The 13,267-nt window shown below is 72.3% G+C and carries 11 protein-coding genes; 5 read left to right on the plus strand and 6 right to left on the minus strand.

The window, feature by feature from the left end:
- Positions 1–41 precede the first annotated feature (41 nt).
- Positions 42–293, plus strand: a complete 252-nt coding sequence (locus DFJ66_RS23915) for a helix-turn-helix domain-containing protein (RefSeq protein WP_170199618.1) — start codon at positions 42–44, stop codon at positions 291–293.
- Here the strand turns inward: DFJ66_RS23915 and DFJ66_RS23920 are convergent.
- Positions 281–1,579 (minus strand): MFS transporter, encoded by a 1,299-nt coding sequence (locus DFJ66_RS23920; protein WP_121223960.1) that lies wholly within the window; start codon positions 1,577–1,579, stop codon positions 281–283. The two genes, DFJ66_RS23915 and DFJ66_RS23920, sit on opposite strands and share 13 nt — an antisense overlap.
- Before the next feature lie 287 nt (positions 1,580–1,866).
- On the opposite strand from DFJ66_RS23920, the gene DFJ66_RS23925 reads away from it, so the two are divergent.
- Entirely contained in the window at positions 1,867–2,439 is a 573-nt protein-coding gene (locus DFJ66_RS23925; RefSeq protein ID WP_121223962.1) for a YqgE/AlgH family protein, read from the plus strand.
- A 61-nt stretch (positions 2,440–2,500) separates the two neighbouring features.
- On the opposite strand, the gene DFJ66_RS23930 is transcribed toward DFJ66_RS23925, so the two are convergent.
- Positions 2,501–2,899: an SdpI family protein gene (locus DFJ66_RS23930; RefSeq protein WP_121223964.1), complete on the minus strand. Its 399-nt coding sequence runs from the start codon at positions 2,897–2,899 to the stop codon at positions 2,501–2,503.
- A 112-nt stretch (positions 2,900–3,011) separates the two neighbouring features.
- On the opposite strand from DFJ66_RS23930, the gene DFJ66_RS23935 reads away from it, so the two are divergent.
- On the plus strand, positions 3,012–4,073 hold the full coding sequence (locus tag DFJ66_RS23935; RefSeq protein ID WP_246029881.1) for an esterase-like activity of phytase family protein: 1,062 nt from the start codon (positions 3,012–3,014) through the stop codon (positions 4,071–4,073).
- Positions 4,074–4,219: 146 nt separating this feature from the next.
- Entirely contained in the window at positions 4,220–7,027 is a 2,808-nt protein-coding gene (gene leuS, locus DFJ66_RS23940) for a leucine--tRNA ligase (protein WP_121223968.1), read from the plus strand.
- 59 nt (positions 7,028–7,086) lie between these two features.
- Here leuS and DFJ66_RS23945 read toward each other — a convergent pair whose 3' ends face one another.
- Positions 7,087–7,824 carry a TetR/AcrR family transcriptional regulator gene (locus DFJ66_RS23945; protein ID WP_121223970.1) on the minus strand — a complete coding sequence of 246 codons (738 nt, stop codon included), beginning with the start codon at positions 7,822–7,824 and terminating at the stop codon, positions 7,087–7,089.
- A 125-nt stretch (positions 7,825–7,949) separates the two neighbouring features.
- On the opposite strand from DFJ66_RS23945, the gene DFJ66_RS23950 reads away from it, so the two are divergent.
- A complete protein-coding gene (locus DFJ66_RS23950; RefSeq protein WP_121223972.1) occupies positions 7,950–10,055 on the plus strand; it encodes an MMPL family transporter in 2,106 nt (701 codons plus the stop codon).
- Positions 10,056–10,101: 46 nt separating this feature from the next.
- Here DFJ66_RS23950 and ptsP read toward each other — a convergent pair whose 3' ends face one another.
- The 3 genes from ptsP to DFJ66_RS23965 all read right to left on the minus strand — a co-directional run bounded on the left by ptsP (position 10,102) and on the right by DFJ66_RS23965 (position 13,259).
- Positions 10,102–11,733, minus strand: coding sequence for a phosphoenolpyruvate--protein phosphotransferase (gene ptsP / locus DFJ66_RS23955; RefSeq protein ID WP_121223974.1), 1,632 nt, complete (start codon positions 11,731–11,733; stop codon positions 10,102–10,104).
- A gap of 282 nt (positions 11,734–12,015) precedes the next feature.
- On the minus strand, positions 12,016–12,405 hold the full coding sequence (rbsD, locus tag DFJ66_RS23960) for a D-ribose pyranase (RefSeq protein WP_121223976.1): 390 nt from the start codon (positions 12,403–12,405) through the stop codon (positions 12,016–12,018).
- Positions 12,402–13,259 (minus strand): ribokinase, encoded by an 858-nt coding sequence (locus DFJ66_RS23965; protein WP_246029882.1) that lies wholly within the window; start codon positions 13,257–13,259, stop codon positions 12,402–12,404. The genes rbsD and DFJ66_RS23965 overlap by 4 nt, the downstream gene beginning before the upstream one ends.
- Between the last annotated feature and the right edge of the window lie 8 nt (positions 13,260–13,267).

Raw genomic sequence — 13,267 nt, forward strand, 5'->3', positions numbered from 1 at the left:
ATGGCGCACATTGGGGGTGGTGTCGCATGAACGCTTGGGGGTTGTCCACAGAGGGGGGCACTCGGGCGGACGGCTTGGCCGCGTTGACCGACCAGCAGCGGGCGGTGCTCAGGTGTCTGGCCAGGGGGTTGGCCGACCACGAGATCGCGCGCGTGCTGGCGGTGACGCCACGCCAGGTGGGCGTCGTCGTCGGTGAGATCCTGCGTGCGCTGAACCTGCGCGACCGCATGGCCGCGGTGGTCTACGCGCACGAAGTGGGGATGATCCGGCTACCGGTTCCTTACGGGGTCTGATGGCGCCGGTTGAGCGCTAGGTAACCACCGACGCCGAGCAGGTAGGCGACGGTCGCCGCGGCGACCAGGCCGGGCGATCGGCCGTCCAGGGGGACGACCGCCGCGGCGACCGCCACCGCCGCCACCTGCGTGACGTTGAACAGCGTGTCGTACAGCGCGAACACCCGGCCGCGCACCTCGTCGCCGATGTCGTGCTGCACGGCCGCGTCCACGCACAGCTTCACCACCTGGCCCGCGAACGTGAGCAGGAACGACGCGGCCAGCGTGGTGGGCAGCAGCATGGGCAGGCCGAGCCCGACCTGGGTCACGGCGGCCAGGCCCAGCGCGCCGCAGATCGTGCCGCGCCGGCCGAGCACGTCCACGATCCGGTCGGTGACCAGGCCCGCGACCAGGATGCCCGCGCCGCCGAAGACCGCGACCTCGCCCAAGCCCGCCAGACCGGCGCGGAACGGGCCGAAGTCGGTGAACGAGTTGCGCATGAGCAGCAGCGTGATCAGCAGCGACATGCCGAACGCGGCCCGGTGGGCGAGCAGCGCGAGCAGGGCGGCCGACACGCTCGGCGCGTGCCACGCGGCCCGTCCGCCGTCCACCAGGCCCAGCGCGACGGCGGTGACCGTGCGGGACGGCTCGTCGACCTCGTCCGGGCCCAGGACGCCCCGCGCGAACCGGGAGGCCAGGAACGCGGCGGTCAGCGAGCCGACGACGGCGAAGGCCGTGGTCCAGGCCGACCCGCCGTCACCCGATCCGAGGAACTGGCGCAGGCCGACCGCGCAGCCCGCGCCCAGCACGGCGGTCAGCGCGCCCAGCGTGGTGACGAAGGCGTTGGCCTCGACCAGGTGGTCGTCGTCCACGACGTGCGGCAGGGCCGCGGACAGACCGGACCCGACGAACCGGCTCACCCCGGTGACGAACAGGGCGGACGCGTAGAGCGGGACACCGTCCAGGCCCAGCCCCACGGCCGCGGCCGTGAGCAGGATGAACGCGCCCCGGGTGAGGTTGGCCACGACCAGGACGCGGCGGCGGTCCCACCGGTCCAGCAGGGCGCCCGCGAACGGCCCGACCACGGAGTACGGGAGCAGCAGCACGGCGAACCCGGCGGCGACGGCGAGCGGGTCGGCGTGCCGCTCGGGGTTGAACAGCACCGCCCCCGCGAGACCGGCCTGGAACAGCCCGTCACCCCACTGGGCCGCCAGCCGGGACGCCAGCAACCTGCGGAAGTCCGCGACGGCGAGGAGCTTCCGGATGCCGAGGTGGTGCTTCGCCGCGGTCGTCCCGGCAGTGGTCACCCCCCGAGCCTATGCCCTGTCGTGGGCCGCTCGGGTGAACAGCGGGGGGAACCGGGGGTGCCCCGGACGCCACGAAGGCCGGACCCGTGGGTCCGGCCTCCCTGGCGCCAGGTGCCCGGTCGCCTCTCGGCGGATTGCGCTTCGCGGCTCCAGCCGTGCGGTATTCCGCGAAGGCGGTTTGTGTTGGGCCCGGGGGACTCGATGGCACCTGACGGTCACTGCAACGAACACGGTAACCCGGATGTTCCGCTCCGGGTGTGATCTGCGTCGTCTGGGATCATGGGCTCGTGCGACCTGATGCCGAAGTCGAACCGGGTTCCCTGCTGGTCGCGGCACCGAGCCTGACCGACTCGAACTTCCGCCGCACGGTGGTCTACGTCATCGACCACCGCGGCGAGGGCACGCTGGGGGTGGTGCTGAACCGGCCCAGCGAGGTCGCGGTGCACGACGTCCTGCCCGCGTGGGGCCCGCACGTGTCCCGGCCGCAGGCGGTGTACATCGGTGGGCCGGTGGAGCAGAAGACGGCGTTGTGCCTGGCCGCGCTGCGGGCGGGCGAGGACCACAGCGCCTTGGAGGGCGTGGTCGGCGTGCACGGCCCGGTCGCCCTGGTGGACCTCGACTCGGACCCGGACGCCCTGGTCCCGAAGGTGCGCGGCCTGCGGGTGTTCGCGGGCTACGCGGGCTGGGGCGAGGACCAGCTGGCTGGCGAGATCGACCGCGGCGACTGGATCGTCGTCCCGGGCCTGCCCGACGACGTGCTCACCCCGCCGAACACGGACCTGTGGGGCCGGGTCCTGCGCCGCCAGGGCATGCCGACCGCCCTGCTGGCCACGTTCCCGATGGACGTCCGCCGCAACTGACCCGGAACACGGGAACGGCCCGGACGGTGGTGGGCGTCCGGGCCGTGAACTCTCGGGTGGGTCAGGCGCGCTGGAGCACGCCGCACGCGCCGGCGCACGCGCAGCCGCCGCACCCGGCCGGTTCCGGGGCGGGCATGGCCTCGGCGGTGCGGTGGGCCAGGACGCCGCCGGCGGCGGCGATCACCAGGGAGCCGACCAGGCCCAGCACGCCCACGACGAGCGCGGTACCCGGGTTGAGGAGCACCGCCGCGGCGGTGAGCAGGGCGATCGCGCCGGCCACGGTGGTCGGCACGGCGGCCACGCGGTTGGCCACCGCGAAGGTCTCGTCGTCGCGGAGGGTGGCCGCGGTGCGGACCCCGAAGAAGCGGTTGCGGCGCAGCAGGCCGCGCAGGCCCAGCACGCCGGTCGTCCCGAACGCCACGCCGACCAAGCCCAGCACCACGAGCAGCACGATGTTCACCCTGTCGAGGGTAGGCCCGTCCTTCGATCAAGGTCGAACCAGGTCCTCCGAACGGGACCACCCGAAGGTGCGCTTTCCCCGGCGCCCGTCCACGGGGCAGTGTCGAAGCGTGATGATCCGTTCACTCTTCGTCGCCGCCGCCCTGGTGGCCGCCCAGGCGACGACCGCGCACGCCACGCCGGACGTGCGGTTCCTCGCCGCCCACGTCCTGCCGCACAAGCTCCAGTACGCCGGCACCACCGTGGGTGGCCTGTCCGGCATCGACCGCGACCCGCGCACCGGCGAGTACGTGATGATCAGCGACGACCGCTCGAACATCAACCCCGTCCGGGTGTACACGGCGACCGTCGACACGGAGGGTGTCGAGATCACCGGCGTCCGCACGCTGAAGAACCCCGAAGGTGTCCCCTACCCGCCCAACGCCGTCGACCCCGAGGACGTCCGCGTCGACCCGGTGACCGGCCAGTACTGGTGGAGCCAGGAGGGCAACCGGGGGTCCACGACCATCCAGCCGTCCATCGAGCGCAGCGACCGCGACGGCACCCACGCCGGTCGACTCCCCCTGCCCGCGAACTACGCGATCACCGACAACGCCGGCCCGCGCGGCAACCGGGTGCTGGAGGCCATCGCCTTCGACCGCACCGGCACGCGCCTGACCAGCGTCGTCGAGGGGCCGATGCTCCAGGACGGCGAGGAGTCCACCGTCGACCACGGCTCGGTCGCGCGCCTGACCGTCCAGACCCGCACCGGCGAGGTGCTGGCCCAGCACGTCTACCCGCTGGAACCCCTGTTCGCCACGCCCGAGCCGGGAGCGTGGGGCCCGGACACCGGCGTGCCGGGCATCCTGGCCGACCCGCAACGCCCCGGCCGGTACCTGACCATCGAACGGTCCTGGGTGCCCGGCGCCGACTACAAGGTGCGGCTGTTCGAGATCAACGTGAACGGCGCCACCGACGTGTCCACCGTCGCCTCCCTCGCCCAAGCCGAGTACAAGCCCGTGCACAAGCGCCTGCTGGCCGACCTGTCCGACTTCCCGCTGCCGGTGATCGACAACGTCGAGGGCCTCGCCTGGGGACCCCGCCTGCGCACCGGCGAACGCACGGTCGTGCTGGTCAGCGACGACAACTTCGCCGCCGAGGAGTTCACCCGGTTCATCCTGCTTGCGGTCCGCTGATACCGTGGACACATGAGCACGGCCCGCCTGCTCCTTATCTAGCCGCGCGGACCCAGCACGAAGGGTCGGCGCGGCAACCCCTCATGCCCATCAGGGCTGGGGGGTTTCGTCATGTCAGGGGCCGGCAACCGGAAGGGACTACCCAGATGAGCACCGACGCGGCGGCTGAGACGCCCGCCTTCCGCTACACCGCCGCACTGGCGGGGCAGATCGAACGGCGGTGGCAGCAGGAGTGGGAGGAGCGGGGCACGTTCCACGCCCCCAACCCGGTCGGGCCGCTCAAGGGTGACGTGCCCGCGGACAAGCTGTTCGTGCAGGACATGTTCCCCTACCCGTCCGGTGCCGGGCTGCACGTCGGGCACCCGCTGGGGTTCATCGGCACCGACGTGTTCGCGCGCTTCCACCGGATGACCGGTCGCAACGTGCTGCACACCATGGGCTTCGACGCGTTCGGCCTGCCCGCCGAGCAGTACGCCGTGCAGACCGGCCAGCACCCCCGCAAGACCACCGAGGACAACATCCAGACCTACCTGCGGCAGATCCGCCGGGTGGGCCTGGGCCACGACGAGCGCCGCCGCATCTCCACGATCGACCCGGCGTACTACAAGTGGACCCAGTGGATCTTCCTGCAGATCTTCAACTCCTGGTACGACGACAAGGCGCGCAAGGCGCGGCCCATCGCCGAGCTGGAGGCCGAGTTCGCGAGCGGCGAGCGGGCCACGCCGGACGGCCGGCCGTGGGGCGAGCTGAGCCGCGCCGAGCAGCAGAAGGTGCTGGGCGGCTACCGCCTGGCCTACCTGTCCGAGGCGCCGGTCAACTGGTGCCCGGGGCTGGGCACGGTGCTGGCCAACGAGGAGGTCACCGCCGACGGCCGCAGCGAGCGCGGCAACTTCCCGGTGTTCCGCCGGTCGCTGCGCCAGTGGATGATGCGGATCACCGCCTACTCCGACCGCCTGATCGACGACCTGGACCGGCTGGACTGGCCGGAGAAGGTCAAGTCGATGCAGCGCAACTGGATCGGCCGCTCGCACGGCGCGCGGGTCAAGTTCGCGTGTGCGGTGCCGGGTGCGGGTGCCCCGCAGGACACAGTGGACATCGAGGTGTTCACCACCCGGCCGGACACGCTGTTCGGCGCGACCTACATGGTGCTGGCGCCCGAGCACCCGCTGGTGGACGTCATCGCGACGCCCGAGCACGTCGAGGCGATCGAGGCCTACCGGCGCGAGGTGTCCCGCAAGTCCGAACTGGACCGCCAGGAGAACAAGGAGAAGACCGGCGTCTTCACCGGGGCGCACGCCGTGAACCCGGTGAACGGCAAGGAGATCCCGGTCTACATCGCCGACTACGTGCTGATGGGCTACGGCACCGGCGCGATCATGGCGGTGCCCGGCCAGGACCAGCGCGACTGGGACTTCGCCAAGGCGTTCGACCTGCCGATCATCCGCACGGTGCAGCCGCCCGCGGACTTCGACGGCGAGGCGTTCACCGGTGTCGGCCCGGCGATCAACTCGGGTTTCCTGGACGGCCTGGACGTCGACGAGGCCAAGAAGACGATCATCGCGTGGCTGGAGGAGCAGGGCCGCGGCGAGGGGACCGTCCAGTACAAGCTGCGCGACTGGCTGTTCTCCCGGCAGCGGTACTGGGGCGAGCCGTTCCCGATCGTCTACGACGAGGACGGCGTGCCGGTCGCGGTGCCGGAGTCGATGCTGCCGATCGAGCTGCCGGACGTCGACGACTACTCGCCGCGCACCTTCGACCCGGACGACGCGAACTCCGAGCCGTCGCCGCCGCTGTCGCGCGCGGAGGACTGGGTCGAGGTCGAGCTGGACCTGGGCGACGGCCGCAAGAAGTACCGGCGCGAGACCAACACCATGCCGAACTGGGCCGGCTCGTGCTGGTACCAGCTGCGGTACGTGGACCCGACCGAGGACAGCCGGTTCGTCAACGCGGAGAACGAGCGCTACTGGCTGGGGCCGCGCACCGAGGACCACGGCGCGAACGACCCGGGCGGCGTCGACCTGTACATCGGCGGCGTCGAGCACGCGGTGCTGCACCTGCTGTACTCGCGGTTCTGGCAGAAGGTGCTGTTCGACCTGGGCCACGTGTCCGGTGACGAGCCGTACCGGCGGCTGTTCAACCAGGGCTACATCGAGGCGTACGCCTACACCGACGCGCGGGGCGTGTACGTGCCCGCCGAGCAGGTGGAGGAGCGCGACGGCAAGTACTTCTTCGAGGGCGAAGAGGTCAAGCGCGAGTACGGCAAGATGGGCAAGAGCCTGAAGAACGTCGTGACGCCGGACGACATGTGCGACCGGTACGGCGCGGACACCTTCCGGCTGTACGAGATGTCCATGGGCCCGATGGACGTGTCGCGCCCGTGGGCGACCAAGGACGTCGTTGGCGCACAAAGGTTCTTGCAGCGCCTGTGGCGCAACCTGGTCGACGAGGAGACCGGCGAGCTGCGGGTCACCGACGAGGAGCCGACCGAGGAAGCGTTGCGGCTGCTGCACAAGACGATCGCGGGCGTGCGCGAGGACTACGCGAACCTGCGTTACAACACCGCGGGCGCGAAGCTGATCGAGCTGAACAACCACGTCACCAAGCACCACCCGGGCGGCGCGCCGCGCGCGATCGCCGAGCCGCTGGTGCTGCTGCTGGCCCCGCTGTGCCCGCACGTGGCCGAGGAGCTGTGGTCGAAGCTGGGCCACGCCGAGTCGCTGGCGCACGGGCCGTTCCCGGTGGCCGACGAGCGCTACCTGGTGGAGGACACCGTCGAGTACCCGATCCAGGTCAACGGCAAGGTCAAGGCCCGCGTGGTCGTGCCCGCGTCGGCGGGTCAGGACGAGGTGAAGGCCGCCGCCCTGGCCGACCCGAAGGTCGCCGAGCTGGTCGGCGGGGGCGAGCCGCGCAAGGTGATCGTCGTGCCGGGCCGCCTGGTCAACGTGGTGCTGTAGCGCCGAGCGGTGTCGCACCGCCGAAGGGCCGTCCTCCCGTGCGGAGGGCGGCCCTTCGGTCAGTCGGCGAAGCCCATCTCGGCCAGGATCTGGGCGAGCATCGAGTCGAACATGGGCTCGGGGTTGCCGATGGCGAACGGGAAGCGGCCGAAGACCTCCAGGGCCACGTGGCCGTAGAGGCGGACCCACGACTGCGTGATGTGGTAGACGGCGTCCAGGGTCAGCACCCCCGGGTCCACCGGGACGCCCTGCGCGGCGACGGTGTCGAGCAGCACCTGGCGGAAGACCTCCAGGTCCGCGTGCAGGCTCTCCGGCACGTCGGCGTGCGGCGGGGTGGGGACCGGGTGGCTCGCGATGAGCCGACCGGCGACCTCCAGGAAGATCCGGCCGAACTGGTCGCCGACCTGTTCGCGCTGGTCCGGCTCGCACACGCCGAGGGTGGCCTCGGTGCTCGCGAAGACGAGCGCGAACTCCTGCGGGTGCGCCAGCGCCCAGCGGCGGAAGCCGCGGCACACGGCGTAGACCTGGGCGGTGACGTCGTCGGGCGGGACGAGGGCGAGGTCGGCGTCCAGGTCGGCGGCGAGGTCGGTGCAGATGTCGTCGGCGAGCCGGCGGAGCAGGTCTTCGCGCGAGTCGTAGTACCGGTAGAGGGCGGGCGCGGTGATGCCCAGTTCCCGGGCGATGGCACGGAGGGTGACAGCATCACGCCCATGCGACACCAACAGGTTACGTGCCTGCCGCCGGATGTCGCGCTCCGTCTCGGCTCGAAGCCGTTCGCGGCGCGTGGCCTCGGTCATATGTCACCCCATCGGGTTGTAAACGGTGTTCACCGGGCGTACGGTCGGGCGGGGATCTCAGTGAACGGTGTTTACGAAGTTCACGCCATTCACGCCACCGTAACGCATCAGCCTGGGAGGACGCTTTGTTCGCGAAGTGGGGATCGCTGGCGTACCGCCGCCGATGGGTGGTGCTGATCGCGACGGTGGTGCTGGCCGTCGCGGGCGGCGTGTGGGGCCTCGGGGTGTTCGACAAACTCAGCCAGGGCGGGTACGACGCCCCGGACAGCGAGTCCGCCCGCGCCAACAAGGTCGCGCAGGACGCGTTCGGCCGCACCGGCGGTGACGTCGTCGTCGTGTACGACACGGTCGACCCGGTCCTGCTGCAGAAGATCGACACCCAGCTGTCCGGGCTGCCGACCGACGCCGTGCTCACGGTGCAGGACCCGTACCCGTCGCCCCCGGCGGGCAAGTCGCTGGTGGCGATCACGCTGCGCGGCAGCGACTCCAACACCCACGTCAAGCAGTACGAGCAGATCAAGGACCAGCTGCACGTCGACGGCGTGAGCGAGGTGGTGGGCGGGTTCGTCCCGACCCAGAAGGCCATCAACGACATGTCGTCGTCGGACCTCGCCACCGCCGAGGCCGTGTCGCTGCCGATCGTGCTGCTCCTGCTCATCGTCATCTTCGGCGGGCTGGTCGCCGCGTCCCTGCCGGTGCTGGTCGGCGGTCTGGCGATCATGGGGTCGCTGGGCGTCCTGCACGCCATCTCGCTGGGCGCCGAGGTGAACTCGTTCGCGGTCAACGTGGCCAGCCTGCTCGGCCTGGGCATGGCGATCGACTACGGCCTGTTCATCGTGGGTCGGTTCCGCGAGGAGCTGGCCGCCGGCCGCACCACCGAGCAGGCCGTGCAGCGGACCGTGATGTCCGCCGGTCGCACGGTCGTGTTCTCGGCGACGCTGCTGGTGATCGCGCTGTCCGGGCTGCTGCTGTTCCCGCACGGCTTCCTCAAGTCGCTCAGCTACGGCGGCATGTCCGCGGTCGCCATCGCGATGGTCGTGTCGCTGACCCTGCTGCCCGCGCTGCTGGGCGTCCTCGGGCACCGCGTGGACAAGCTGTCCATGCCGTGGCGCAAGAAGGGCGAGCCGTCGGAGAAGGGCTGGCGCAAGCTCGCCGGCGTGGTGATGAAGCGGCCGGTGCTGTTCGCCGTGCCGATCATCGCGGTGCTGGTCGCGCTGGGCGCGCCGTTCCTGGGCGTGAAGTTCGGCCAGGTCACGGAGAAGGTGCTGCCCGAGGGCAACGCGGTGCGCGTGGCGGCCGAGTCGATCAACAACGACTTCCCCGGCCTGGCGTCCGGCACCATCAAGATCGTCATCACCGGTGACCCGGCGCCGGCCGACGTGCAGGCGTTCGTGGCCCGCGTCGGTGACGTGGCCGGGGTCGGCGAGGCGAAGGTCGCCGCCGAGCCGAAGAACGGCGTGTGGCTGGTCAACGCGGGTCTGGAGCAGGACCAGCTGTCCGACCAGGCCAAGCAGGCGCTCAAGGACATCCGGGCGCTGGACGGACCCGGCACCGAGGTGCTGGTGGGCGGCAACACCGCCGTGGTGTCCGACAGCCTCGACGCCGTGCGGGCGCAGCTGCCGTGGATGGTGCTGATGCTGGTCGGCGCCACGTTCGTGCTGATGTTCCTGGCGTTCGGGTCGGTCCTGCTGCCGATCAAGGCGGTCGTGGTCAGCGCGCTGTCGCTGTCGGCGACGTTCGGCGTGCTGGTGTGGGTGTTCCAGGAGGGTCACGGCGCTTCGCTGCTGGGCGTCACGCCGGGGCCGCTGGAGTCCGGGATCGTGGTGCTGATGGCGGCCATGGTGTTCGGGCTGTCCACGGACTACGAGGTGTTCCTGATGTCCCGCATGGTCGAGGCGCGGGGGCGCGGCGCGTCGACCGAGGAGGCGGTGTCGACCGGGCTGGCCAAGACCGGCCGGGTGATCACGGCGGCGGCGTTGCTGCTGATCGTGGTGACGGGCGCGTTCGCGTTCTCGCAGATCGCGATGATGCGGTTCGTGGGCGTCGGCATGATCCTGGCGCTGGCGCTGGACGCGACCGTGGTTCGGATGGTGCTGGTGCCGGCCGTGCTGAAGCTGCTCGGCAACGCCGCGTGGTGGGCGCCGGGGCCGTTGCGGCGCATCCAGGAGCGGATGGCGATCCACGAGGAGGCGCCGCCGGTCGAGGACGAGCGAGTGCCCGCTCGGGTGTGACTCCTCCGGAGGGTCCCGTTGTCTCGCCAACGGGACCCTCCGGCGTCTAGTGGGGTGCGCGGGCGGCGAGCTTGGCCGACGCCGGGTCCGCCGCGCCGAGCGCGCCACGGGCCGCCAGCTGGCACAGGTCGAAGCTGGTGGACGCCAGTTTCGCGCCCACGCCGGCCAGTGCCGTGTGGTTCATGGACAGGCTCGTCACGCCCAGACCGGTGAGCACGCAGGCCAGCAGCGGGTCGGCGGCGGCCTCGCCGCACACGCCCACCGGCTTGCCCAGCGCGGTGCCGGCCTCGCCGACCAGTTGCACCAGGCGCAGCAGGGCGGGCTGCCAGGGGTCGTTGAGCGCGGCCACCGCACCCACCTGGCGGTCGGCGGCGAAGGTGTACTGGGCGAGGTCGTTGGTGCCCAGGGAGACGAAGTCGACCACGGCCAGGATCTCGCGGGCGACCAGGGCGGCGGCCGGGACCTCGATCATCACGCCGGCGCGTTCGATGCCGGCCTTGCGCGCGCGCTCGACGAACCACGCCGCCTCGGCGGCGGTCGCGACCATCGGCGCCATCACCGAGACGTCCGCGCCGCTGTCCTTCGCGGCCAGCGCGATCGCCTCCAGCTGCCGGTCCAGCACGTCCGGCCGGTCGAACGCCACGCGCAGGCCGCGCACGCCCAGCGCCGGGTTCGGCTCCGGATCGGGTTCGAGGAACGCGAGCGGCTTGTCCGCGCCGGCGTCCAGCGTGCGGACCACGACGGGCTTGCCGGCGAACGGCGCGAGCACGGCGGCGTAGGCCGCGCGCTGGTCCTCGACGGTCGGTTCCTGCGTGGAGGACAGGAAGCAGAACTCGGTGCGGAACAGGCCCACGCCCTCCGCGCCGGCGGCGGCCGCGGCGACCGCGTCGGCCGGGGAGCCGACGTTGCCCAGGACCTTCACCCGGTACCCGTCGCGCAGGACGCCGACCCCGTTCCACTCGGCCTTGCCGGCGACGTGCGCGGCGCGGACCGTGCCGTCGGAGGCCTGCACCACGCCGGTGTCGCCGTCCACGAGCAGGGCCGCCGCGTCGGAGGCGAGGACGCCCCGGCACGCGACGACGGCCGGGATGCCCAGCGCACGGGCCAGGATCGCGGTGTGCGAGGTCGGGCCGCCCTCCTCGGTGACCAGGGCGAGCACCTTGGCCGGGTCGAGGCCGGCGGTGTCGGCGGGGGCGAGGTCGCGGGCGACCAGGACGCTCGGCGAGGCCAGGTCGGGCACGCCGGGCGGGGCCACGCCGAGGAGCTCGGCGACCAGGCGGTCCCGGACGTCCTGCACGTCCCGGGCGCGTTCGGCCATGTAGCCACCGGCGGCTTCGAGCGCCGTGATGAACCCGGCGGCGGCTTGGTGCACGGCACGCGCGGCAGGCAGCTGCTGCTCGGCGACGAGCTTCTCCGCCTGGCCGAGCAGCGCCGGGTCGGCGGCCATCGCGGCGGTGGTCTCCAGGACGGCCTTCGCGTCCCCGGTCGCGCGGGCGGCGCGGTCGAACAGCCGCTCGGCGACGACGTCCGCAGCCGGCCGGATGCGCGCGGCCTCCGCCGCCACGTCGGTGGGCACGGGCTCGGCCGGTGGCTCGCCGAGCGGTTCGGCCACCCGCACCACGGGCCCGGAGGCCCGACCGGAACTCACACCGACACCGCTCAGCCGCGCGCTCGACATGGTCTAGACCATACCCTTCGAGTCGGGGGGACGTGAACCAGCCAACGCCACTACCGGCCAGTCCGCTACCGCAGGAAACGGAGTCTTAACCCGTCGAGCGAGCAGTTCACGCCGGCGGTCCGGTACAGCGCGACCCCCACGGCTGGGCAGTGCCGTGGGGGTCGCGGGTGCGCCGGGTGCGGTCCGCGGCGGGAGGTGGGCGCGGAGGACTCGGCGCGGGGGTCGTCGTGCCGGGGGTAACCGGAACGACGAGCGCGGATCGGTGAGCGGTGCCGGGGCTGCCTAGAACGGCACGCCGCAGCGGAGCAGGACGTTCGCGTACGGGGTCGCCTCGCCGGTCCGCACGACCAGGCGGGCGCCGGCCGTTCTCGCCTTCAGGTCTTCGTGGCTGATCCGGTCGATCAGCGGCAGTCGGTCGGCCAGCGCCCGGGCGCACGCGGGGTTGCGGTCGTCCAACTCCGCCGCGACCACCGCGCGCTCGACCACCAGTTCCGCCAGCAGGCCGTCCACGACCTGCAGGAAGCTCGGCACCCCGAACGTGAAGGCCAGGTCGACGACCACCGGACCCGCCGGGATGGGCAGGCCGCAGTCCGCCACCACGACCTCGTCGGTGTGCCCCAGGCGGGACAGCTCGGCGTTCAGCTCCGCGTGCAGGATGCCCGTCCGCCTCACGCGAGCACCTCGTCCGGTGTCGGGTACGACGGCTGCGCACCCGGCCGGGTCACGGACGTCGCCGCCACCCGTGCGGCGTAGCGCGCCGCCGCCACCAGGTCGTCACCAGAGGACAACCGGTGGGCCAGGGCGCCGGAGAAGGCGTCACCGGCACCGGTCGTGTCCACCGGGTCCACCGCGGGCGAGGGCACCTCGACCACGCCGTCGGCGGTGACCACGGCGGCTCCGCGTCCGCCCAGGGTGACGACCGCGGACTTCGGGCCCAGCGTCAACAAGCCGGCGAACGAGTCCGCCAGGGACAGCGCCTCGTGCTCGTTCACGATCAGCGGGTCGAGCAGGGCCAGCGCCTCCGGCGACACGGGCGCCACCGGGGACAGGTTGAGCACGCACCGCACCCCGTGCGCCGCCGCGACCGCGAGAGCGTGCTCCACGGTGGACAGCGGCACTTCCAGCGAGCACACCAGCACCGAGACGCCGGCCCAGTCGAGCGAGTCCACATCGGACGGTGACACGTCCGAGTTCGCGCCCGGCGCCACGACGATGGAGTTCTCCCCGTCCGGCGTGACCGTGATGTACGCGATGCCGGTCGGCCGCTCGGAGGTGCGCACGAGGTCCGTGCGCACCCCGGACGACGCCAGCGACTCCCGCAGCAGCGAGCCGTACTGGTCCGCGCCCACCGCACCCACCAGCGCGACGTCGCACCCGAGCCGACCGGCGGCGACGGCCGTGTTGGCGCCCTTGCCGCCCGGCATCACCACCGTGTCGCCGCCCAGGACCGTCTCCCCGCCGCCCGGACGGCGTTCCACCGCCACGACGAGGTCCGCGTTGGCCGAGCCCAGCACCAGTACGCCCACTGCGCGAC

This window comes from Saccharothrix variisporea (assembly GCF_003634995.1).
In the GTDB taxonomy this organism is placed as follows: Bacteria; Actinomycetota; Actinomycetes; order Mycobacteriales; family Pseudonocardiaceae; genus Actinosynnema; species Actinosynnema variisporeum.